Source organism: Adhaeribacter terrigena (assembly GCF_016623615.1).
GTDB classification, from domain to species: Bacteria; Bacteroidota; Bacteroidia; order Cytophagales; family Hymenobacteraceae; genus Adhaeribacter_A; species Adhaeribacter_A terrigena.
This window is the reverse complement of record NZ_JAEHFX010000008.1, coordinates 213,049-236,777: the sequence shown is the minus strand read 5'-3', so window position 1 is coordinate 236,777 and position 23,729 is coordinate 213,049. Positions and strand designations below refer to the sequence as shown.

The following is a 23,729-nucleotide window of genomic DNA, read 5'->3' as shown; positions in this document are numbered from 1 at the left end:
GGCCAAAGGAATCTACATCTTGAAGATCGCTTCTGAAGGAAACGTAGCTACCCGCAAGCTGATCGTGGAATAATTCACAGATCAACCCTTAAAGCGAAAAACGCTATCGTTCTAGCTTCCAAAACTCAAAAGCCCCGAAAATACTTTCGGGGCTTTTTTTGTTTCCAGCCAGGTGAAAGTTTCCAATCAAATAAAAACGGTAGGGTTTTAAGCTTAAAAAGTAAAATCTTTGGGGCGAAAACGAAAAAGCACGCCCATAAAAACGCTATTCTTTCAACATCAAAAAGTCCCGCTGGCTCTCCGGCGGTACTTATCTTATGCCTATCCGTTTTAAGGAAGAGGGCTTAAAAACCTGTATGACCAGGAAGGTTAAAAGGAAATAATGAAATGTTAGGATGCTGGAAGTAAAACTAAAAGCACGGACAAAAAACCGTAACTTTGTATACGCGCCAAATAAACATTCCTGAAAATGAGAAAATTTGCTATTCTGAAAATAACGCTGATATTCCTGATGCTGGCCAAACCGGCAATGGCTTATATAAATCCGGGTTCGGGCAGCATGATTTTACAGGTAATTCTGGCTGGCATTCTGGGAGGATTGTTTGCCATTAAGGTTTTCTGGTTGAAAATAGCAGCATTTTTTAAAAGCTTAACTGGCAGCAAAAAGAATCATCCTCCTACCAATGAACAATAGCTTGGTTCACCCGGCTTCGTTTCGTGATCCGGCCGGCTTTATTTTTCAGGCACAAAACCAGGTTTACCGGCAGGTAAATATTGCCTACCGCGAAAATTACGACCTCTTACTTAACTCCGGACTTTACCAGCAACTTGTTTCCCAAAACCTGCTGATTCCGCATGAAGAAAGCGATTGGGCAGCCCCTTTACCAGAAAATGCTTACCGGGTTTTAAAGCCCCAAACCATACCGTTTATTTCTTACCCTTACGAGTGGAGTTTCAGTCAGCTGAAGGCTGCCGCATTGCTTACTTTGCAGATTCAGGAAGTAGCGTTAGCGCACGGCATGGTTTTAAAAGATGCCAGCGCTTACAATGTACAATTCCGGCACGGACAACCATTTTCATCGATACGCTTTCTTTCGAAAAACACGAACCTGGCACGCCCTGGATAGCTTATGGGCAATTCTGCCAGCATTTTCTGGCTCCGCTTGCGCTCATGCATTTTACCGATGTGCGTTTAAATCAGCTGTTGCGCGTACATCTGGATGGAATTCCGCTGGATCTAGCCAGCAAACTCCTGCCTTGGAAAACCTGGTCGCACTTCTCCTTGCTTAGTCATATTCATCTGCATGCCAGCAGTCAGCAGAAATACGCCAATCAAACTACCTCAACTAAAAAGTTAAATATGGGCGAGGCTGGTTTAAAACATCTGACTGAACATTTGAAAACCGCTATAAATAAACTGCACTGGGCACCAAGTGGTACTGAATGGGGCGAATATTATTCCAACACCAATTATTCCGGCAGTAGTTTTACCCATAAAAAAAGACTCATTAGGCTCATTACTTCGCAGGAAAAACCACAGATCGTATGGGATCTGGGCGCCAATACCGGCGAATTCAGTCAGCTTGCCGCTGAAAAAGCTAGCCTCGTGCTGGCCTTTGATTCTGATGCCGCTGCCGTAGAAAAACATTACCGCAACAACCGCCTGCCCAACGTATTACCGCTTCTCCTTGATCTCACAAATCCAAGCCCCGCTTTGGGCTGGCAGAATCAGGAAAGAAATAATTTAAACGAACGCGGTCCGGCCGATATGATCCTGGCATTGGCTTTGGTTCACCATTTAGCAATTTCCAATAATCTGCCTTTAAAATTAATTGCTGAATTTTTCAGCCGGAACTGCCATACTTTGATTATCGAATTTGTACCCAAAACCGATTCTCAGGTACAGAAACTTTTAGCTACCCGCCCCGATATTTTCCCGGAGTATAACCAGGCCACTTTCGAAGCCATTTTTAGTACCGTTTTTTCTATTGAAGGCACGTATCTGATCCAGGAAAGTGAACGGACTTTGTATTTTATGCGGGCAAGATCATGACTGAACTTTTAAAAGATAAAATATTCCATCCATTCCTTTTTGCCGCATTTCCGGTGCTATTTCTGTATGCCGAGAATGTGAATATGGTTGCCATGCAACAAGTGTGGGCACCGTTGGCGATCGCGTTATTGTTAACCTTAGTCGTTTATTTATTTAGTTGGGTGCTTTTCCGGAATTGGTGTAAAGCAGGTTTGTTTACGTCTGTTTTTGTGCTGGTTTTCTTTTTGTATAATCCGCTTTTCTCCGTAATTCAAACCAGCTCCGTTACTGAATTCATATTACCCCGTCACAGGCAACTTATTATCATTTTATTCTTCCTATTAGCGGGCTTTGCCTTTTGTTTATTCAGAAGTAAAAACAACTTCAATGCCTTAAATCTCATTTTAAACATTTCTGCCGCAATTCTCTTATTGCCTTCCGTTTTACAAATAACCCAAAAAACTCTAAAGCCGATTGCTAAGTTAAAACTTACAAACCCGGTTTTTACAACCACCTCTCACGAAGAAAAGCCTGATATCTATTATTTTATCATGGATGCCTATGGCAGGCAAGATGTTTTAAAGGAAACATACCATTACGATAATCAACAATTTTTAAATGAACTGTCTAACCGCGGCTTTTATATATCCCGAAAAAGCACTTCCAATTATTTTAAAACAATTCATTCTATTCCTTCCTCATTAAATTTTGACTATCTGCAAAATCTGATCGATGTCAAAAAATCAAGTAACGCTGGTTCTGTTCATGCAAAAGAACTGATACAAAAGTCCAGGCTTCGCCGGATATTAACAAAACACAATTTTAAATATGTAAGTTTTTCATCAGGAGTAAATTTCACTGAAATAAGCGACGCTGATCACTACTTTAGCCCCGGGGTTGGCTTATCGGAACTTGACTACGCACTTATTAATCTTTCGCCGATCCCGGATCTTATGCAATCCTTTTTTCCGAAAGATATTTATAATATTCATCGCACCACGGTTCTATATCCATTTACGCACATAAAAGACGCCATTCGTATTCCCGGACCAAAATTCGTACAGATCCATATTTTATCACCCCACCCTCCTTTTGTATTCGATCAGTTTGGAAATGCCGCCCGCGTACGAAACCACCCTGATATTTATCGTAACGATGATGTTGCCACAGAAATATTACCAGCCGACTACAAGGCTCAATACCAGGAACATCAAAAAGCTTATGTAGAGCAGTTAAAATTTCTTAATAAAAAACTCCTGCAAACTTTAGATACCATATTTGCCAATTCAAACAAACCGCCAATCGTTATTATTCAAAGTGACCATGGTGCTCGCTTAAACTGCCATATCAATAATATCGACGCTTCAAATCATTTTGAATCGTTTGCCAACCTGAGTGCGTTTTATTTTCCTGATCAGGATACCTCCAATCTTTATCAGGAAATTTCGCCGGTAAATATTTTCAGAGTAGTATTGAATAAATACTTTAATAGCAACCTGCCGTTGCTTCCGGATAAAAGTTATTACTCTCCGGAAAATGAGCCTTATAAATTTACAGATGTAACACAAGCAGTTAAAACAAAACAGTTAGGCCCTGTTTTTCCGGCACGTCCATAAAAACGCTCTCATTTTAGCACCAAAAAGTCCCGCTGGTTACCCGGCGGGACTTTTTGTTTTATGCGGACTACTTTTCAGGAAGAAAGCCTTGAAAACGGTATGCTTACAGCTTGCAAAAGTCAAACCCGGTATTTTCCTAACCTGTTTCCTGATTTATAAATCTTTCAACAAGAAATCTGCAAAATTCCTTCATCTGCTTGATCTGCGATCCAAAACGCAAGCCTTACTCCGAATAAAAAACCCGTTTCACCCGTGGGCTTACATTCGTCAGCAATTCGTATGGAATAGTATTGATCTTGGCAGCCAGTTTGGTGATTGGTAATTCCTGGCCAAACACCACCACTTCATCGCCTTCGGAAACCTGCAGGCCGGTTACGTTTACCATGCACATATCCATGCACACATTCCCGATTATGGGGGCAGTTTGGCCGTTTATCAGCACTTCGCCGTTACCGTTGCCAAAACGACGGTCGTAGCCATCGGCGTAGCCAATGGCCAGCGTAGCAATTTCAAGGTCAGTTTCGGCCAGGCCGCGGCGGCTGTAACCAACTGTATCGCCCTGCTGAATGTGTTTGATCTGGGAAATGGTGGTTTTGAGCGTGCCTACATTTTGCAAAGCATCCTGTTCGGTGCCGGTAGCTTCCACGCCATAAAGACCAATGCCGAGCCGGACCATATCCAGGTGATGCTCCGGGAAACGCACAATACCCGCCGAGTTAAGAATGTGCTTGGTAACCGAATAACCGATTTTGGACTCAATCTCAGCAGCCATTTCCCGGAAGCTGGTTATTTGCTGCTTCGAAAAATCGTTGTGCAGGGCTTCGTCGGCCCCGGCGAGGTGGCTGAAAATGCTGGCGACCTGCACGCGCGGCTCGGTTTGTAATAAAGTAAATAATTCTTCGAAATCAGGTTTGGTAAATCCTAAGCGGTGCATGCCGGTATCGAGCTTTAAGTGAATGTGGTAGGCGGGCGCAGAATCGGTATGGATAAAGGTTAAAAAACTGCGGAGCTGGCTCAGGGAATAAATTTCCGGCTCTAAATGGTATCGCAGCAGCTGCGCAAAACTATCTGCCGAAGGATTCATGACCATGATCGGTAAACTGATGCCGTTTTCCCGCAACAAAACGCCTTCGTCAGTATAAGCAACCGCCAAATAATCTACCCGGTGAAACTGCAGGATATTGGCGATTTCGTAGCTGCCGCTGCCGTAAGCAAAGGCTTTTACCATTACCATGATTTTGGTTTCGGGCTGCAGTTTACTGCGGTAGAAATTCAGGTTATGTACCAGCGCATTCAGGTTTACTTCCAGCACCGTGCCATGCACTTTTTTACCAAAAAGCGCTACGATCTTTTCAAATTCAAAAACCCGCGCCCCTTTTACCAAAATGGTTTCGTTGTGAAAACTATCGGATTGAAAATGCTGCAGAAAATCGGCGGTGTTCGTGTAAAATTCAGCTTTCATGCTAAACTTGAGTCGGTGCCTGCTGATCACTTTCCCAATGCCGATCAGGCGATCTACGCCGCGGTTCTTTAAGGCCGCTGCAACTTCTGAATAAAGCGTTTCTTCGTTCAAGCCAGATTCGAGCAGATCAGAAAGAATCACCGTTTTTTGCTGATGCCGTTTCTGATGCACCAGCAGATCCAAAGCCGTTGAAAGGCCGGCCAGATCGTTATTATACGTATCGTCAATCAGGTAGCAGTTATTAATAGCTTCCTTCATTTCCAGGCGCATGGCTACGGGCAGCAGTTTATCGAACCGCTGCTGCATGGTTTCGGACGCCATGCCGCGCCAGACCAGAACCGCCAGGCAATGCAGCGTATTTTGCACCGAAGCTGGATCAGTAAACGGAATGGAGATCTGGTTTTCGTTCCCTTCGAATTTATAAAGGATGCTGGTTTTGGCGCCGGAAATTTGTTGCGAAAGGATCTGCAGATCGGCATCCGGCCGGTGCCCCCAAGTAAAACTTTTTATTCCTTCCCGCTTTACCGCTTCATCCAGCAGTTTTTCATCGGAAGAATAGAAAAGCAGTTTTACATCCTTAAACAATAGCAATTTCTCTTCGATCTTTTGCACGGAATTCTCAAAACCTTCGTCGTGCGCCGTGCCAACATTGGTAAAAATCCCCAATGTAGGGCGAATGATCCTGGCAAGCTTTTCCATTTCCGAAACCATGGAAATGCCGGCTTCAAAAATACCGAACGTATGATTAGCGTTGATCTGCCAAACCGATAGCGGTACACCGATCTGCGAATTATAACTGCGCGGACTTTTCACCACTTTCTCGTCGGGGCTAAGCAATTGCGCGAGCCATTCTTTTACAATGGTTTTGCCGTTGCTGCCCGTTATAGCCATTACCGGCAACAGAAATTCGCCCCGGTGGAATGCCGCAATTTCCTGCAAAGCCGTTAAACTGTTTTCTGCCAGCAAAAAATTAGCCTCCGGAAAACTGTATTTAAAATTCTCACCTGATTTTACGCCGGGAATTTCTACTACCTGTTCTACAATAAACTGACGCACACCGCGCGCATACAAAGCACTTACGTAATCGTGGCCATCGTTAAAAGCGCCTTTTATAGCAAAAAACAACGTGCTGGCCGGCTGGGCAAGTTTGCGGCTATCGGTGAGCAAATGCTGCACCGGCAGATCGTGCACAAATTGCAAAACCGAACCGTGCGTAATAGAGGCAAGCTGCGAAAAAGTAAGCATACAAGTAAGAGAAAACGGATTGTACAAAGATACAAAACGCCGGCCGGTCCGAATATTTTATTGCTGCATTCCTGAAAAACCAAAAAAGCCCCACCGGAAGGCAGGGCTTTTCCCTTAACTGAACTGCTGTTCTATTTCAGAATAACCAGCCGGCGGGTTTCCACCATTTTATCTTTATTCCATAACGTATAGAAATAAATGCCGCCGGCCATGCCAGAGAGATCAATTTCGGTTTTCTTAACAGCTTTTAATTCGGCAGTACCAATCGTTTTTACCGTCTTTCCGATAGCGTTTGTCAGGCGCACTTCATAATCATCGGTGTTATCGAGGTTCAGTTCCAGCTGCACTTTATGCAGGGCCGGGTTCGGGTATACATGCAGCAAAGTTTTTTGTAACTGATCGTCTTTCATACCCGTTGGCGCCGCCGCCACTACCACCGTACCCGACATAGATTGACCGTGAATGGAGCAAAAATAAGAATACGTGCCGGCCGTGGTAAACGTACGGGAGAAAGAAGGGCTGCTGGAAGTGATGGGAGCGGGCGACCAGGCTCCGGTAGCGGATGTCACATCGTGCGTACCGGAAGCCCATTGCCAGGTAACCATATCACCCACATTTATGTTCACCTGTTGGGGCGAGAAGGTATTGGAGCCGCCGGAGCCTACCGTTACAGTTGCATTAGCCGCCTTCAGATTTTCTGCTCCCAGCACCAAAACCAGGAAGCATAATAACGTAAAGATTTTTTTCATAAACTTTTATAATTAAAGGTTAAAATATCTTGTATTATTCTACGGAAGCCAAAAAAAATGAAAGGCCTTATTCGGGTTAATTGCCTGTATATGTGGGCGAACGGGAATTAATGCGGGTTAAACCCGAAAGTGCAAAACCTGAACCGGAAACTGAAGGGCGATACTGGCAAAGGAAACTATTCAGGCAAAAGAACCATTAGTTAACCAACGGGGTATGTAGTACTTTTGCAGGCCTTTTTCCTAGCGTTTACATAAATTTTGAAAACAAATAAATATTACGCGGCAGCTATTGCAGCTTTCGTGATCTGGGGCTTTATTCCGTTCCCGCTCCGCGCCCTTACGCCATACCCCAGCGGCCAGATCCTTTATTTCCGGCTCCTGCTTTCGGTTTTGATTTTACTGCTGCTGGTATTTACCCTGAAAAGAAAAGAAGCCAAAACTACCTGGCTTTTCTACCGGAACAGTTCCCTGCCCGAAAAACGCAAAATGCTGTTACTGACTTTGGCCGGCGGCGCTTTGCTCACCATCAACTGGCTTTTGTTTATTTACGTGATCAACCACATCAGCATACAAACAGCCTCTTTCTCGTATTTGCTGTGCCCTATTCTTACGGCGGTATTGGGTTTTCTTATTCTGAAGGAACCGCTGCGCAAAAACCAGTGGGCGGCTATTAGCCTGAGTTTACTCAGTTGCGGCTTAATTGGCGTGGCCTCGTTTACCAACCTGCTTTTCAGTTTACTCATCGCGGCGAGTTATGCTTTTTACCTCATCTCGCAGCGCGCACTCACCAACCACGATAAAATTGTGCTGCTCACCGCGCAGCTCATTTTAGGCTTTATCATCATCGCGCCTTTTTATAATTACCTGCGCGAAGGCGCCGCTGTTATTCCGGAACTGCAGTTTTTCGGGCCGGTGCTGGCGCTAAGCGTGGTCTTTACGGTTTTGCCGCTTTTCCTGAATTTATTTGCTTTGCAGGAATTAAAATCGGGCACCATCGGCATTCTGATGTACCTCAACCCGATCATTAACTTTTTGCTGGCCTTTCTTTATTTCGGCGAAGAAACCACGGTGCAGCAAGGCCTGGCTTACGCCCTCATCTTTCTCTCTATTATATTATACAACCTGCAGCTGGGGCAAAAAAAAGCGGCCAACCTTTCCTGATATCTTTGGAAAATGTGGCCGCCCAAACCGTGGGGTTGTAGTAAGACAACGTGCTGGTGTAATAAAAAAACGCTATGTTTTCAGCGTGGAAAACTGCTTGCGGCAGATCAGACTGCATGGCGCATATTTTTGATCCAGTAACCGATAGACTTTACCGATTTTACCGGGAGTTTCGAGATCGCAGAGGTTTCGGCCTGCGCGTTGTTTTCATTTACATGTTCAGCGTTTTCGTGCATTAAAGTGGCCATTGCCACGGTACGCCAGCTGCGGAAGTTTGATGAAAATGCCATTTTTTTTCAGGTTAGTTAAGTGAATTTCGTTTTTCTGACTTAACGACCTGTTATTCTAAAAGTTGGCTAAAACGGCTCCTGTAGCGGTTTTTCGAATCTCTTCCCGCTAAAATGCTATGCTTTTCCGCTTAAAAACCAAAGCCCAGCCTGAAACCGGTGCGCACTTTCTGGCCTTCCTGAAAACCGGTATAGAAATCGGCACGCAGAATTTTAAAAATGTGCTCCAGCCCCACGCCCAGCTCCAGGTAATTTTTCGATTCGCGCGTGTGCAGGTAATTCAGGTTCACTACTTCCTGCAATTTCCCTTTCCTGATAAAGGGCAGCTTATTGAGAATAAACCCGTTAAAATGATGGCTGAAATGCCCTTCGAAATACGTGTGCTTGGTGCTGTATAAATAATAATCTAAAAGCTGGAAGCCCCCGAAGTCGCCGGCGTAAATAGTGCGGTTCCCGGTGAAATGCCGGTAATCCATGAGCCACATTTTATCGGAATTCAGATACGTGCCGCCGGTAAACCAGTATTGCGAACTACCCAGCAAACCCAGGTCTACGTTATCGCTCACCAAAGCCGCCACCCGGTCGAAATCTACGTCGGAGCCGAAAACATTTTTAAAGCCTTTGGTATAAGCCACCGCAAACGTAGGGTATTTGGAAGCCAGGTTTATTTTACGGTCCGGCCGGCTGATGTATTGCTGCCCGGGCCGCCAGGTTAACTGCATGCTGGCGGTAAAAGCCTGATTCCTGCCAAAACCGGCATCGGGCAGCTCGGCTACCACCGGCCGGTTGGGCGTAAACTGACGGCTTTCGCGGTCGCTGAACGTATAAGTGGTGGCGTTAAAAAGTTCGTGGCGGTCGGCAAATTCGGCGGTAGCAATAAGATTCAGCCCGTTTATGATCTCCGACTTTTCTTCCAGTTTCACATACCGTTTTTCGTAGAGTTTCAGGTAATTGCGCTCGGCCAGCAAAGTATAAACCGAATTCCAGAACGTGGTGATCGGGTTATTACTATTGAACTGACTCACAAATTTCCCGCCTTCGGCCGTAAACGTGGCGTTTTTGAGCGGCTTATAATACCAGGTCGTTTTCAGGTTGGCATACAATTCTTCGCTGCTGAAACCGTAACGAAACATGGGCGCCACTTCAAAATAACGGCGGTTTTCGAAGCTTTTCCGGTACACAAACCCGGGGTTCAACACCACGCCTTCCACGGTATTATATTGCAGAAAGGAGTGGTATTCCAGCGGCGCCAGCAGCGGATCGGTGCTGAAAGTCTGTTTCGAAAATGAATGGTAATACGTATAACCGCCGAGAAACAAACTCGAAAAGCTGAATTTATTCCGCACCTGATCCACAGAATCTTTATAAGGCTTCGATTCGATAATGGCAACTAAACTATCTTTGGTTTTATAATCCGAAATTTCTTCCTCCGTAAGGGGTATCGGCCGGATATCTTCCCAGTAAACACTGTCTTTCTTATTCGCTTCTTCGGCTACCGAAAGGATCTCGTTGTTAAAATGTTTCTTATCGAAAAGCGGTTCTGGTCCGGTTTTTTGTTTCGTTTTGCGGGTTACTTTTTTGCCCGTTTTCCCTACCGTTTTGGTTTCTTCCGCAGCAGTTTTCAGCTCTTCAGCTATAGCGTTTTCTGAATTTTCTACCGCTTTAGCCGCCAGCACATAAGCAGCCGGCTGCGCCTGGTACTGCGAATAGATCACGTTTACGTAACCGTTGCCTTTAAAACCCAGCCCCGAAAATTGCAAGGTCAGTTTTTTAGAGATCGGCAGCCACACGCCGGAATTTGCGATGGGCGCAAAAACCTGCTTCATATGCGCCGAATCTAAAAACTCGAGCTGGGTATTTTTACTGAGCCCCAGGTCCACGCTATGCAACCGCCAATCGCCGTCTACCAGGTAAATGTAGCCTTTAAAAGCCGGGTCGTTTTTGCGCAGCGGCGTTACTTTAATTTTATGCACAAAGTGACCGTTTTCTTCGGAAGTACCGATAAGCTGATACTTGTAAAACAGGAAGGCGTTGGCAGCAATGGGCGACACAAAACCGCGCGGCGTAAGGCCTTCTACTTTTATTAAATTCTGGTAAAAGTCGAACTCAAAATCGGTAGCCTGGTTAAAACTAACGGTTTTTTTGCTGCCGCTCATTTTAGAAGAAAGCAGTTTTTCGCGGTATTTATCCGGCTGCTTAAAACTCAGCTCCGAAACCGATTCGGAAAGATAAATAATGCCTGGTTTTATATCGGTTACTTTCACCAGGCCCAGCACTTTCTTCGGCACTTCGGTTAGGCGTTGCAGGTTTTTTATATACACCCGGCATTTATAAGCTTCGGTTTCTTTCAGGTGATATTTTCGCTTGCCAATGGCCGCCTTGATCATGGCATAGGCCGGGTCTTTGGTGCCGGCTTTAATCACTACTTCTTTCAGGTTCAGCGCTTCAGACTGCAAACTTACGTTCCGCTCCACTACATTTTCCCCCATCACAATTTGTTGCACCTGGGGCTTGTAACCTATAAACTGAAAAACGATCTCGTAAGTACCCGGCGCTAACTTTAACTGGTAAAAACCCTGTTCGTTGGCCGTAGTTCCGTTGGTAGTGTTGCGCACATAGATATTGGCAAACGGCAGTGCTTCGCCTGTTTCGTTTGTAATGTGGCCTTGTAATACCCCGGCTAAAGCAGAGAACTGAAGGAGCACAAACCCAATCAGAAAAAACAACCTTTTTTGCTTCATATTTTTACTTCTGATTGTCGGTTTTGGTGAACTTAATTAAAATATATTGAGTTAGCGGAGTGCAAAAGTGTAAAAAGTGTAAAGGCTATTTTTATAAAAATACCCAGTATCAGGTATTGTCAGAAACAATATTATTATTCTAGTATATGATTAGTAAAGATTTCATTAACCTTTTTAAAAAAATGCGTATTAATCCTTACAAAACAACAAGGTTAACCAGTTGCACCAATATGCTCACTTCATGTTAAGAGAAATTGAAATGTTTTCACACAATACATAATTTTTCAAACATAATTAGACTTTTTCAATTTATTTTCCAAATGAAACATTGGACAGATAATTATAAGTATTACTTTTGCAAAGATTTAAATATAAGAACTTTACTTATTTACAGCACAATTTTATAATGGACTATTTTAAGCGGTGTTCTGTAAAAAAATATTCAAAACTGATACAACCAAAAGTGCTTATGCGCTGTCTTCGCTTTTAATCTTCCCGGAGTTTCCGGAATGGTTAATCCTTCAGAGCCCTCTCTCACCGGCAAAGAGTATCACGCCACAACATAAAAGCAGATTGCTGCCTTTAAAAGCAGATTCAGAACTGTACGCAAATTATTAATACGTAAATAAAATTCACCCTTAATATGAAACAAATCTTACAATTGAACTTAAAAAATCCGGTAAAATGGGGCTTAGCCATTGCTGGTATTTTATGTTTAGGATTAAGCCAGGCTAACGCCCAGGCAGGTTATCAGTATCAGTCCAGAACGAACGGAGCCTGGAGCGATTACAGAACCTGGCAGCGCTGGCAAGGTACTGGTAATATTACCATTGAACAATTACAGCCCGGCGATCCGGTGCCTGATCATACTGCCAGCTCAATTTCTATTAAAACCGGCCACATCGTAAATGTTGACAATACTACCACTACGGCCGACGAATTAACGGTAGAGGCCGGTGGAACACTGGTAATTGACTACAATCAAAAGCTTACTATTCATAACGGCACTTCTCCTGGCCATGATATGACCGTTTACGGTACTGTTATTTCCAAAGGCAGATCTGCCAATGCAACGGAAAACATTGGCCGCAATAATGCTGCTACGATCTTGTTTGCCGGTTCAGCTGTTTACAAGCACAATCCGGACGTTAAGATAGGAGTTGTTCCAACGGCTACCTGGGATGCTGCCTCTACTGTAGAATTTATTTACTCCGGCACTACCATTGGCGGGGTTGTAGCTCCGGCTAACGGCTTTAATCAAACTTTCGGCCATGTAAAATGGAACACCCCTTCCATCACTTCAAACATTGATCTGGGTGGCCAGCTTACTACTGTTCGCGGTAACTTCGAAGTCTTATCGACTGGTTTTAACGCAGCAAACAATCCAAACTCATTGATCCTAGGCACCAGCGGCACCCACACCCTTACCGTGGATAGAAATATGATCATTTCCAATTCAAGCGATGTGGTTTTTTCTACTCAGGGAGCTCCTGCAACCGGTACCTTAGTGCTTAACCTTGGTGGGAACCTTACCGTTGCTACCACTGCCAAACTAAGAAATAACACCCTTGGCAGCCCGCTAAAAGTTAATTTCAAGGGTAATGGTACATTAAGCACGCCTACGCTTACGAATATGAACTTTGAAGTTACCCCGGCTGCCACTATCACGCTGGCTAATAACTTTGCAATTGCAACCGGACAGAATTTCAATGTTTTTGGCCGTTTGAATACAGGTTTGAATGCAATAAACGGCGGTGGTAATTTCACCCTTGAAAATGGCGGCATTTTAGGCATAGGCCTTGCAGCAGGGATCTCAACTTCAGGAGGCAATATCCAGAACACGGGTTCCAGAACCTTTTCGACTTCCGCTAACTACGTTTACGATCGTCAGAACTTTGCTCAGAACACCGGCGATTTATTACCTGCTACCGTTGCTGGTTTAACCGTTAACAATCCGCTGGGGCTTACTTTAACCAATCCGGTTGCTGTAACCAGAAACCTGACCTTAACCAAAGGCCTTCTCAGAACCGGAACCAATGCACTGACCCTTTCAAGCGGCATTGCTATTTCCAGCGCCGAAAACTCAAGTTATGTGGAAGGCCCGGTAGCTTACGAGATCGCAACGAACGGCCTGCATAATATCACCTTCCCGCTAGGAAGCAACAGCCTGTATCGCCCGGTAAGCCTGAGCTTTAACCAGAGCACTGCTACGCCAACTGTTTATACAGCTACTCTTATGGGCGGGCAGCCTGCCAGCAGAACTATTCCGGAAGAAATTACCCACGTTTCCAAACTGCGTTATTACAACATTTCAAAAGGAACTGGCTCTGCAATTACGAACGGCTACGTTACCTTTACATTTGCGGCCGACGATATGGTAACGGACCCGACAAAACTGGCGCTTGCCAAATCTGATGGAACTGACTGGAAATTCCTGGGTGGTACCGTTAATGGCCAGACTATTCAGTCAACCATTCCGTTCGATTCTTTCAGCGATTTCGCGCTTGCCAATGCCAAGAATGGCCTTAACCCGCTTCCGGTAGCATTAGTAAGCTTCAAAGCTGAAAAAACCAATCAGGCCGTAAACCTGAACTGGGAAACGGCTTCTGAAAAAAACAACGATTTCTTCGCTGTAGAGCGCTCTGCTGATGGCCGCAACTTCGAAACCATCGGACAGGTGAAAGGCACCGGCAACAGCAATGCTTTAATAGCTTATGCTTTTGCTGACAAGAATCCGGTAACTGGTGTTTCTTACTACCGCCTGAAGCAAACCGATTTCGATGGTAAGTTTGAATATTCAAAAATTGTAAGCGTAACCTTCGAAGGCAAACTTAATTCTATTGCGATCACAGCGTTCCCTAACCCGGCAAACAACGTGCTGAACGTGAAAGTAGCTAACCTGACCGAAAAAGCTACTTTAGAAATTACTGACGTAACCGGCCGTAGCTTAAAACAAGTTCAGATCAACGCTGCTGAAACAAATGCTCTGAACGTAGCAATGTTGCCAAAAGGCTTGTATCAGATCCGCGTAATTTCAGAAAATGGTACAACCGTTTCTAAATTCCTGAAGCAGTAAGCTAAAACGCTATACCTTTTTATTAAAAAACCCCGACTTCTAAAGAGGCCGGGGTTTTTACTTTTTAAGCCCGAAAGCATACCGTTTTTACTCCTTTTGAAAAGATACAAATGCAACCTATTCTTTTTTGGTGCTTCACAAGCCAAGCTGTAGAAACCGGGCCCGCAGTTAATATCATTCGCAGTCAGAAGATGACAGCGTTTTCATGCTACAGAAACCTGTTAAAAATCTTTAAAAAAATCGCCCGAAATCATAAAGAACAAGAAAGCTAAAAGCCTGAGATTGCAATTAGAAAGGCACCAGGTGAACGCCGCCAATTAAAACCGGCGCGGTAGAAATGCAAAACGGTAGGCTTTTGAGCCCTAAAACTCCTCATCAATCCCCTTTCTGCTTTGCGTTTTGCCCGGTCACTCTTTAAATTTTCAAATAAATTTTCGTTTCGGGGCATATTATTGCGGCAATTTAAAAAGCAGTCCCTAACTTTGGGCAATTTATACCTATACCACTTATGCCCAGAGATACCAGTATTCGTTCCGTTCTAATTATTGGCTCCGGCCCCATTGTAATCGGCCAGGCCTGCGAATTTGACTATTCCGGCACGCAGGCCGCCCGCTCGCTTCGTGAAGAAGGCATTGAAGTTACGCTCATCAATTCCAACCCGGCCACGATCATGACCGACAGCATTACTGCTGACAACGTGTATCTGAAACCGCTGGAGAAAAAATACATCATCGAGATCCTTGAAAAGCACAAGATCGATGCGGTGCTCCCAACCATGGGCGGACAAACGGCCCTGAACTTAGCCATTGACTGCGAAAATGCCGGTATCTGGAAAAAGTACGGCGTGCGCATTATTGGTGTAGATATTAAAGCCATTGAAACCACCGAAGACCGCGAACAATTCCGCCTGAAAATGCTGGAACTGGGCGTGAACGTTTGTAAAGGCAATACGGCCCGTTCGTTTCTGGAAGGCAAGGAAATTGCGCAGAATATTGGTTTCCCGCTGGTAATTCGCCCTTCTTATACGTTGGGTGGCGCCGGTGGCGGTTTCGTGGAAAAACCTGAAGATTTCGATAAAGCGCTGGCCGCCGGTCTGCACGCTTCGCCAGTACACGAAGTATTGGTTGAGCAAAGCATTTTAGGCTGGAAAGAATACGAACTCGAACTTCTCCGCGACAGCAACCAGAACATCATCATCATCTGTTCCATCGAGAACTTCGACCCGATGGGCATTCATACCGGCGACTCCATTACGGTTGCGCCGGCCATGACCTTACCAGACACCGTTTATCAGAAAATGCGTGACCTGGCCATTAAAATGATGAACGGCATCGGGCAGTTTGCCGGTGGTTGCAACGTGCAGTTCTCGGTAAATCCGGAGGACGACACCATTATTGCCATCGAAATTAATCCACGCGTTTCCCGTTCTTCGGCCCTGGCTTCTAAAGCTACCGGCTACCCGATCGCGAAAATTGCCGCCAAACTGGCTATTGGTTACAACCTCGATGAACTGAAAAATCAGATCACCAAAACCACTTCGGCTTTCTTCGAGCCGGCCCTGGATTACGTGATCGTAAAAATCCCGCGCTGGAACTTCGATAAATTCAAAGGCACGAATAAAACGCTGGGCCTGCAAATGAAATCCGTAGGTGAAGTGATGGGCATTGGCCGTACCTTCCAGGAAGCCTTACAGAAAGCCTGTCAGAGCCTGGAAATTAAGCGGAACGGCATTGGTGCCGACGGCAAGGAAATGACGAATTACGAACAGCTGATCGATAGCATGACCAATGCCAGCTGGAACCGTTTGTTCAGCATTAAAGATGCCATGAAATTCGGCATTCCGACCAATACCATCCGGAAAATAACCAAAATTGACCCGTGGTTCCTGAACCAGATCGAGCAGCTGAACGAAATGGAAAAGGAAATGGGCAAATATACGCTCGATACGCTGCCGGAAGGCATGTTGCGAAAAGCCAAACAACAAGGCTATGCCGACCGCCAGATTGCCCATATTCTGCGCTGCCTGGAAAGCGAGGTTTTCAAAAAACGTCATGAGTTAGGCATTCAGCGGGTTTACAAAATGGTGGACACCTGTGCAGCCGAATTCGAAGCGAAAACGCCTTACTACTACTCTACTTTCGAGGGTGAAAATGAAAGCGTGGTTTCGGATAAGAAAAAGATCATTGTGCTGGGTTCCGGCCCGAATAGGATTGGCCAGGGCATTGAGTTCGATTACAGCTGCGTGCACGGCGTTTTAGCGGCCAAAGAATGCGGCTACGAAACCATCATGATCAACTGTAACCCGGAAACCGTTTCTACCGACTTCGATATTGCGGATAAACTGTACTTTGAGCCGGTTTTCTGGGAACACATTTACGACATCATTCTGCACGAAAAACCGGAAGGCGTAATTGTGCAGCTCGGCGGACAGACCGCTTTGAAACTGGCCGAAAAACTGGACCGTTACGGCATCAAAATCATCGGCACCAGCTTTAAGAGCCTGGATTTAGCGGAAGACCGCGGTTCGTTCTCTACCTTGCTGAAAAACAACAACATTCCGTATCCGCCGTTTGCTTCCGTAACTTCTGCCGAAGAAGCCATTGAGCTTTCCAAGCAACTGCGGTTCCCGCTTTTGGTGCGCCCGAGCTACGTTTTAGGCGGTCAGAGCATGAAAATTGTGATCAACGAGCAGGAACTCGAAGCGCAGGTAGTAGACATTATCAAAGACAATCCGGGCAATAAAGTGCTGCTCGACCATTTCCTGGACCGCGCCATTGAAGCCGAAGCCGATGCGATCTGCGATGGCGAAGACGTGCACATTCTGGGCATTATGGAGCACATCGAGCCGGCCGGTATTCACTCCGGCGATTCTTATGCCGTACTGCCTCCGTTCGACCTTTCGGACAACGTGATGAAGCAAATCGAAGACCATACGAAGAAAATTGCGCTGGCTTTGAATACGGTGGGCGTGATCAACATTCAGTTTGCCATCAAAGACGAAGTGGTTTATGTGATCGAGGCCAACCCGCGGGCTTCGCGTACCATGCCGTTCATTGCCAAAGCTTACCGGGAACCGTACATCAATTACGCTACCAAAATTATGCTGGGCCACGCCAAAGTAAAGGACTTTACGTTCAACCCGCATAAAGAAGGTTACGCTATTAAAGTGCCGGTTTTCTCTTACAGCAAATTCCCGGATATTGAGAAAGAACTTGGTCCGGAAATGAAATCTACCGGCGAAGCGATCTACTTTATTGATGATCTGCAGGATGATTATTTCCAGAAGATCTACGCCGAGCGGAATTTGTATCTGAGTAGATAACCCCACCCCAACCCCCTCCCCTAAAAACCGGGGAGGGGCTTTTATAGCTCTAAAATAATAGCCCGGCTACAAAAGTAACTGGGCTATTATTTTTTAAAGCAAGCTGGAAATTAGCAGAAATCAAAAGCGCCCCTCCTTTTCAAGGAGGGGCTGGGGTGGTTGAACGCTACCCGCTACTTTATCAGGCGTCAGGCGAAGTTACTCCTCCCCTACGTTTAGCTTTTTCGCCAGCACGTGATAAGCGCCTTTGGTTACAATTTTAGCGGAAGCAGGAACACTTTCCGGCAATTTCACTTCGGTGTAGCCATTTTTAGTGGCGCCAATTTCTACCGGTACCATTTCAAACGTGCGGGCGTTTTTCGCTACGAAAATCACGTGTTTACCTTCGGCCTGCACAATGGCATCTTCGGGCAAGGCGGGAACGGTTTGGGCGTTAATTTCTACCAAAGCCGTAACGTACATGCCGGGCAGTAATTCCGGGTCTTCTTTATCCAGATGCGCATGCACGCGGATGGTTTTATCGGCTTCGATGCTGCGGCCCACCAAATAAACGGAAGCGGGAATTTCGTGGCCGGGAAGGTTGGGAAACGTGAGCTTTATTTTCTGGCCCTGCTTTAGTTTGGCAATGTCTTTTTCAAAAACGGTGAGTTCGGCGTGCATATGTTCGGTATTTACCAGCTCAAACAACACGTCCTGCGGGCTTACAAATTTGCCGGTGTTCACCAGCACATTTTTCACGAAACCGTTAATGGGCGAATAAATGCGGATGGTGCTGGAAATGTTGCCGGAAGTAAGCTTGTTGGGGTTGATGTTGAGCAGTGCCAGCTGTTCTTTTAAAGCGGCGGCGCGGTTACGCAATTGCTGATATTCGGCGGTGGTTTGCTGAAAGGTTTTCTTCGAGCTGACGTTTTCTTCGCTAAGTTCTTTTTGACGCGCAAATTCCAGTTCCTGGTAAGCCAGCTTGCTTTTGGCGTCTAAATATTCCTGCTGTAGGGTTACGTATTCGGGGTTTTGCAGTACGGCTAAAATTTGCCCTTTCCGCAGTTTCATACCCTGCAGCAGATCCGTTTCCTTAACAAAACCGCCCAGCGGCGCACTCACGCTGATCAGGTTTTGCGGCGGCACGTCCAGCATGCCGTTCAGGCGGAGCACCGTGCTGATATTTTTCTGTTCCACCTGCCAGAAAGCAATGCCGGAGCTTTTAAACTGCGCATCGGTCAGCGTAACTTCGTTCGGATTTTCCGGGGCAGCAGTGGTTTCGGTTTCGGCGGGTTTCTCTTCTTGGGGGGCGGAATTGCAGCCCGAAAAAAAGCTTAGGAAAAGAAGCAAAAAAACCGGAGCCAAAGCAGCAACTTTTTGAGTTTTCAGGAAAGGTAAAAAACGGTATCGCATAGGGGTAAAAAGTCTAAAGTTGGCCGCAGATAAATTCCAGTTCGGTTATGGTTAAGTTGTAGCGCAGCAAGCGTTCCAGGTAGGTGGTTTGAATTTCGAGGGCCATGCGCGCGCTTTGCAGGTATTCCACGTAGCCGATTTCGCCACTCCGAAAACTTTTTTCGGAAAGCCGCAATACCAGTTCGCTTTGTTTCAGGGCCGATTGTTCGTAATAATTCAGGGCAGTTTTTTCTTTCTCGAAGGCCTGCAAAGCCTGCGTTAATTCGCCCCGGAGCGTATGTTGCTGTTGCACGGCCAGGTTTTCGGCTTGCTTCCGGTGAAATTTGGCGGCCTGCACGCGCGCGGCGTACTGTCGCCACCAAAGCGGCAGCGCAATGCCCGCTGTGATGCCGTCGAAGCGATCGGATCCGGTAAAGGTTTGCTCCACGCCGTTCACGGTCATCGGCCCGCGGAAACTCTGGTTGAAATACCCCACGGTAAGGTCAGGTAGCGCTTTGGCTTTTTCCAGGGAATACAGTTTCTGCTGCACTTCAATTTGCTGCATAGCTAAACTCCAGGCCGGCGTCTGGCGCAAAACGGAAGTATCGGGTACGAACGTTAAAGGGCGTTTGGGTAAAGCTGGAAGTTCAATTTCTATCGGTTCAGAAGTGTTCAAAAGGGCTTGCAAACGCGCCTGCCAGGCAGAAATATCGGCTTCGTTCTGCGGAATCTGCGCCCGGATGTGCATGAGCTGGGTTTCGGCGGAAGCTTTTTCGAGCAAATACGTTTCGCCGGTCTTAAAACGAATTTCCGCGGCGCGGGCAGAAAGCGCATACAAACTGTCCTGCCGCAGCAAAAGCTGGCCGACTTGCTGAAAATAAACCAGCTGGTAGTACGCGTTTTTCACGTCGTAAACCAGTTCCTGCTGCGTGCGCGCCTGCCGCAGTTCGCTTTGTTTTATTTCGGCGCGCGCCAAACCCGCCTGCCGCGCCAGCATGGTCGGGAACGGAATGCTCTGCGAAACATCGAAACGGGTATCGTTCAGCGGCGTATTTACTTGTCCGTATTCTAAGTCGAAACGGGTTTTACCTAAGTCAGAAGAAGCTTTTTTTAACGAACGTTGCGCCTGAATTTCCATTTCGGAAGCGCGTAAGCCGGCATTTTGTTTTTTGGCCAGTTCAATCAGTTCTTCGAGTTTTAAGGGCTTTTTCCCTAGCGTTTTTTGACTTTGGATTTCGATTTGCGCCTGGCTTTGCGTAGCAAAAACGCTAGCGAAAAGCAGTAAAAAACTCAAAGCCACCGGTTTCTTCTTACCGAAATGCATGCGTTCGAACAGGATGTACAAAATAGGCAGTACAATCAAAGTTAAAGCCGTAGCCGAAATAAGTCCGCCAATTACCACGGTGGCCAGCGGTTTCTGCACTTCCGCGCCCGAAGAACCGGAAAGCGCCATCGGCATAAAGCCCAGCGACGCCACCAAGGCCGTCATGAGCACGGGGCGCAAACGGACGGACGTTCCGGTTAAAACTATGCGGTGCAGATCTTTCATGCCGGCAGCTTTAAGTTGATTGAAATAACCTACGAGTACAATTCCGTTCAGAACCGCTACCCCGAATAACGCAATAAAACCCACGCCGGCCGAAATACTGAACGGCATGCCGCGCAGATACAACGCCAAAACGCCGCCAATGGCCGACAACGGAATGGCCGTAAAAATAAGCAAACTGTGCTTGAAAGATTTAAAGGCAAAGAAAAGCAGCACAAAGATCAGCGCCAAGGCCAGCGGAACGGCCACCGCCAGGCGGCTGCTGGCTTCCACCAGGTTCTGGAACTGCCCGCCATAGGTTATATAATAGCCCACCGGCATTTGTATTTTCTGGTTTATGCGTTGCTCAATTTCCTGCACCAGGCTTTGCACATCGCGGTTACGGACGTTAAAACCTACCGTAATCCGGCGTTTGGTATCGTCGCGCTGGATCTGGATCGGGCCTTCTTTAAAGCTAACTTCGGCCACGGCCGTGAGCGGGATCTGGTTACCGTCGGGCAGCGTTACGGTTAAATTCTGCACGTCTTCAATGCGCTGGCGGCTGGCTTCCTCCAACCGCAAAACCAGGTCGAAACGCTTTTCCCCTTCAAAAACCAACCCGGCAATTTTACCCGCAAAAGCGCTTTCTACGGTGGTATTCACGGTTTCTACGGTTAAACCGTAGCGGGCCAGCTGGTCGCGGTTCAGTTTTACCACAATTTGCGGCAAACCGGTAACCTGTTCCACATACAAGTCGGTGGCACCGCTGACTTTCGAAACTTCCTGCCCGATTTTATTCGCCAGGTTAGAAAGTTCATCGAGGTCGTCGCCGTAAATTTTGATCACCACGTCCTGCCGCGCGCCGGTCATCAGTTCATTGAAACGCATCTGGATGGGTTGCTGAAAACCAAAGGAAACGCCCGGCAATTCTTCCAAAGCTTTACTCATTTTGGCGGCCAGTTCTTCGCGGCCGGTAGCCGAGGTCCATTCCGATTTATCTTTCAGCACCACGATCAAATCGCAGGATTCTACGGGCATCGGATCGACGGGAATTTCGGAAGAACCAATTTTGCCTACCACTTCTTTTACTTCCGGAAAATTCTTCAGCAAAATTGCCGCTGCTTTCTGCGCCGTTTCTACCGTCTGCGACAAGGAACTGCCGTTTACCAGCCGGGTTTCCACGGCAAAATCGCCTTCGTCTAAAGTAGGAATAAATTCCCCGCCCATTCTTAAAAACAGCAAAAGCGCTACCGCAAACAAACCGGCGGCCATTCCCAGCACCAGAAATTTGAAACGCAAGGCTTTTTTGATGATGGGGTGATACCAGGTTTGCAGTTTTTCGATAAGCCGGTCGGAAATATTGCGTTTGTGCTCGGTATGTTTGCTCAGGAAAAGCGCCGACGCCATGGGCACGTAGGTAAGCGAAAGCAAAAATGCCCCGATAATGGCAAAAGCCACCGTTTGCGCCATGGGTTTGAACATTTTTCCTTCGATGCCGGTGAGAGACAAAATAGGCAAGTAAACGATCAAAATGATCATCTGGCCGAACGCGGCAAAGTGCATCATTTTCTTCGCCGACTCCGCTACTTCGCCATCCATTTGGGCCTGGGTCAGCTTTTTAACGCCGGTATGGTACTGTTTTTTTATAACAATGCCGTGAATCACGCTTTCCACGATAATGACCGCGCCGTCCACGATCAACCCGAAATCGATCGCGCCCAGACTCATTAAATTGCCGGAAACGCCGAAAACGTTCATCATGGAAATGGCAAACAGCATGGAAAGCGGAATTACCGAAGCTACTACCAAACCCGCCCGCAAATTTCCGAGCATGAGCACCAGCACAAAAACCACGATCAGCGCGCCTTCGGTCAGGTTTTTAATTACGGTCTGAATGGCGTTGTCTACCAGTTTGGTGCGGTCGAGGTAGGGTTCAATGATCAGGCCTTCGGGCAGCGTTTTCTCGATCTCCGCAATACGCATTTTTACTTCCTGAATTACTTTGGAAGAATTCGCGCCTTTCAACATCATCACGATCGCGCCCACCACTTCGCCTTCGTTGTTATAAGTCATCGCGCCGTAGCGCACCGCGTGGCCGAACCGTACTTCACCCACATCGCGGATTAAAACAGGCGTACCGTTCGGCGTATTTTTCACCACCATTTTGCCTACGTCGTCCAGGTTTTGGGCCAGGCCTTCGGTGCGGATAAAATAAGCGTTGGGTTTCTTTTCGATGTAAGCGCCGCCGGTGTTCTGGTTGTTCTGTTCCAGCGCATTATATACATCCGAAATACTTAAGCCCAACGCCCGTAACCGACCCGGATTCAAAGCAACTTCGTACTGTTTCAGATACCCGCCAAAACTGCTTACGTCGGCCACGCCTTTGGTTCCGAGCAATTGCCGCCGCACGATCCAATCCTGAATACTGCGCAGTTCGGTCGGGTTGTATTTGCTTTCGAAGCCTTTTTTCGGCCGAAGAATGTATTGGTAAATCTCGCCGAGGCCGGTGGTTACCGGCGCCAGTTCCGGCGCACCGATTCCCGGTGGGATCTGGGCTTCAGCTTGCTTCAGGCGTTCGTTTATCTGGCTGCGCGCCCAATAAATATCGGTTTCATCAGTAAATACAATGGTTACGATAGAAAGCCCGAAGCGGGAAAAGGAGCGAATCTCAGTAATGCCCGGCACGGTGGCCATGGTAACTTCCACCGGAAACGTAATAAGCCGTTCCACTTCCTGCGCCGCCAGACTCGGGCTCACGGTAATTACCTGCACCTGGTTGTTGGTAATATCCGGTACCGCATCAATCGGCAGTTGCGTAACCGAGTACCCGCCACAGCCGATCAAAGCCGCGATCAGCAGCCCCACGATCAGTTTGTTGCGGATGGAAAAGTCGATGATCTTGTCAATCATGAGGGTATTGATTTATACCGTAAAGGTATATGAAACAGCGGCCGAAGAAAATAACACTAAACATAACAGCCTAATTCAGAATTTGTCTAAACCCGATTAGTGCATCTGTTAGCAGCAAATTTAACCACCCCCGAACCCCTCCCTGGAAAGGAGGGAAGCTACTTTACACGATTCCTGTAGCGACAGGGCTTGACCTGTCCGCACGCATTCTGATCAGGTGATGCCGATTCTC

14 protein-coding genes are annotated in these 23,729 nt (G+C 46.7%); 8 read left to right on the top strand and 6 right to left on the bottom strand.

Going from position 1 to position 23,729, the window contains the following annotated elements:
• Nucleotides 1–10: 10 nt before the first annotated feature.
• From I5M27_RS18895 to I5M27_RS15360, 5 genes are all read left to right on the top strand, one after another.
• On the top strand, nucleotides 11–73 hold the full coding sequence (locus I5M27_RS18895) for a hypothetical protein (protein WP_394369090.1): 63 nt from the start codon (nucleotides 11–13) through the stop codon (nucleotides 71–73).
• 396 nt (nucleotides 74–469) lie between these two features.
• Nucleotides 470–694 (top strand): hypothetical protein, encoded by a 225-nt coding sequence (locus tag I5M27_RS15375; RefSeq protein WP_200507215.1) that lies wholly within the window; start codon nucleotides 470–472, stop codon nucleotides 692–694.
• Complete coding sequence (locus tag I5M27_RS15370; protein WP_200507214.1) at nucleotides 684–1,127, top strand: hypothetical protein; 444 nt, start codon at nucleotides 684–686, stop codon at nucleotides 1,125–1,127. Before I5M27_RS15375 ends, I5M27_RS15370 begins: the two co-directional genes overlap by 11 nt.
• Nucleotides 1,128–1,171: 44 nt before the next feature.
• Nucleotides 1,172–2,053, top strand: a complete 882-nt coding sequence (locus I5M27_RS15365) for a class I SAM-dependent methyltransferase (protein ID WP_200507213.1) — start codon at nucleotides 1,172–1,174, stop codon at nucleotides 2,051–2,053.
• Nucleotides 2,050–3,648, top strand: coding sequence for a sulfatase-like hydrolase/transferase (locus tag I5M27_RS15360; protein WP_200507212.1), 1,599 nt, complete (start codon nucleotides 2,050–2,052; stop codon nucleotides 3,646–3,648). Before I5M27_RS15365 ends, I5M27_RS15360 begins: the two co-directional genes overlap by 4 nt.
• Nucleotides 3,649–3,871: 223 nt before the next feature.
• Here I5M27_RS15360 and I5M27_RS15355 read toward each other — a convergent pair whose 3' ends face one another.
• Both I5M27_RS15355 and I5M27_RS15350 read right to left on the bottom strand, forming a co-directional pair.
• Nucleotides 3,872–6,355: a bifunctional UDP-N-acetylmuramoyl-tripeptide:D-alanyl-D-alanine ligase/alanine racemase gene (locus tag I5M27_RS15355; protein WP_200507211.1), complete on the bottom strand. Its 2,484-nt coding sequence runs from the start codon at nucleotides 6,353–6,355 to the stop codon at nucleotides 3,872–3,874.
• Between the two features lie 131 nt (nucleotides 6,356–6,486).
• On the bottom strand, nucleotides 6,487–7,104 hold the full coding sequence (locus tag I5M27_RS15350) for a T9SS type A sorting domain-containing protein (protein ID WP_200507210.1): 618 nt from the start codon (nucleotides 7,102–7,104) through the stop codon (nucleotides 6,487–6,489).
• 258 nt (nucleotides 7,105–7,362) lie between these two features.
• On the opposite strand from I5M27_RS15350, the gene I5M27_RS15345 reads away from it, so the two are divergent.
• Nucleotides 7,363–8,265 carry an EamA family transporter gene (locus tag I5M27_RS15345; RefSeq protein WP_200507209.1) on the top strand — a complete coding sequence of 301 codons (903 nt, stop codon included), beginning with the start codon at nucleotides 7,363–7,365 and terminating at the stop codon, nucleotides 8,263–8,265.
• Between the two features lie 107 nt (nucleotides 8,266–8,372).
• Here the strand turns inward: I5M27_RS15345 and I5M27_RS15340 are convergent, their stop codons facing one another.
• Both I5M27_RS15340 and I5M27_RS15335 read right to left on the bottom strand, forming a co-directional pair.
• Entirely contained in the window at nucleotides 8,373–8,555 is a 183-nt protein-coding gene (locus tag I5M27_RS15340) for a hypothetical protein (protein WP_200507208.1), read from the bottom strand.
• Nucleotides 8,556–8,683: 128 nt separating this feature from the next.
• Nucleotides 8,684–11,293, bottom strand: a complete 2,610-nt coding sequence (locus tag I5M27_RS15335; RefSeq protein ID WP_200507207.1) for a DUF5686 and carboxypeptidase regulatory-like domain-containing protein — start codon at nucleotides 11,291–11,293, stop codon at nucleotides 8,684–8,686.
• A 643-nt stretch (nucleotides 11,294–11,936) separates the two neighbouring features.
• On the opposite strand from I5M27_RS15335, the gene I5M27_RS15330 reads away from it, so the two are divergent.
• Together I5M27_RS15330 and carB are read left to right on the top strand one after the other, a co-directional pair.
• The gene (locus tag I5M27_RS15330) at nucleotides 11,937–14,369 is read left to right on the top strand and encodes a T9SS type A sorting domain-containing protein (RefSeq protein WP_200507206.1); all 2,433 of its coding nucleotides are present in this window, start codon (nucleotides 11,937–11,939) and stop codon (nucleotides 14,367–14,369) included.
• A 508-nt stretch (nucleotides 14,370–14,877) separates the two neighbouring features.
• The gene (gene carB, locus I5M27_RS15325) at nucleotides 14,878–17,691 is read left to right on the top strand and encodes a carbamoyl-phosphate synthase large subunit (protein WP_200507205.1); all 2,814 of its coding nucleotides are present in this window, start codon (nucleotides 14,878–14,880) and stop codon (nucleotides 17,689–17,691) included.
• A 198-nt stretch (nucleotides 17,692–17,889) separates the two neighbouring features.
• Here the strand turns inward: carB and I5M27_RS15320 are convergent, their stop codons facing one another.
• A complete protein-coding gene (locus I5M27_RS15320) occupies nucleotides 17,890–19,083 on the bottom strand; it encodes an efflux RND transporter periplasmic adaptor subunit (protein ID WP_200507204.1) in 1,194 nt (397 codons plus the stop codon).
• Between the two features lie 13 nt (nucleotides 19,084–19,096).
• On the bottom strand, nucleotides 19,097–23,497 hold the full coding sequence (locus I5M27_RS15315) for a CusA/CzcA family heavy metal efflux RND transporter (protein WP_200507203.1): 4,401 nt from the start codon (nucleotides 23,495–23,497) through the stop codon (nucleotides 19,097–19,099).
• Between the last annotated feature and the right edge of the window lie 232 nt (nucleotides 23,498–23,729).

Excerpts from the sequence above, each read along its gene's own strand:
- I5M27_RS15375 (WP_200507215.1), top strand. The coding sequence starts at position 470 with ATGAGAAAATTTGCTATTCTGAAAATAACGCTGATATTCCTGATGCTG.
- I5M27_RS15370 (WP_200507214.1), top strand. The coding sequence starts at position 684 with ATGAACAATAGCTTGGTTCACCCGGCTTCGTTTCGTGATCCGGCCGGC.
- I5M27_RS15365 (WP_200507213.1), top strand. The coding sequence starts at position 1,172 with ATGCATTTTACCGATGTGCGTTTAAATCAGCTGTTGCGCGTACATCTG.
- I5M27_RS15360 (WP_200507212.1), top strand. The coding sequence starts at position 2,050 with ATGACTGAACTTTTAAAAGATAAAATATTCCATCCATTCCTTTTTGCC.
- I5M27_RS15355 (WP_200507211.1), bottom strand. The coding sequence starts at position 6,355 with ATGCTTACTTTTTCGCAGCTTGCCTCTATTACGCACGGTTCGGTTTTG.
- I5M27_RS15350 (WP_200507210.1), bottom strand. The coding sequence starts at position 7,104 with ATGAAAAAAATCTTTACGTTATTATGCTTCCTGGTTTTGGTGCTGGGA.
- I5M27_RS15340 (WP_200507208.1), bottom strand. The coding sequence starts at position 8,555 with ATGGCATTTTCATCAAACTTCCGCAGCTGGCGTACCGTGGCAATGGCC.
- I5M27_RS15335 (WP_200507207.1), bottom strand. The coding sequence starts at position 11,293 with ATGAAGCAAAAAAGGTTGTTTTTTCTGATTGGGTTTGTGCTCCTTCAG.
- I5M27_RS15330 (WP_200507206.1), top strand. The coding sequence starts at position 11,937 with ATGAAACAAATCTTACAATTGAACTTAAAAAATCCGGTAAAATGGGGC.
- carB (WP_200507205.1), top strand. The coding sequence starts at position 14,878 with ATGCCCAGAGATACCAGTATTCGTTCCGTTCTAATTATTGGCTCCGGC.
- I5M27_RS15320 (WP_200507204.1), bottom strand. The coding sequence starts at position 19,083 with ATGCGATACCGTTTTTTACCTTTCCTGAAAACTCAAAAAGTTGCTGCT.
- I5M27_RS15315 (WP_200507203.1), bottom strand. The coding sequence starts at position 23,497 with ATGATTGACAAGATCATCGACTTTTCCATCCGCAACAAACTGATCGTG.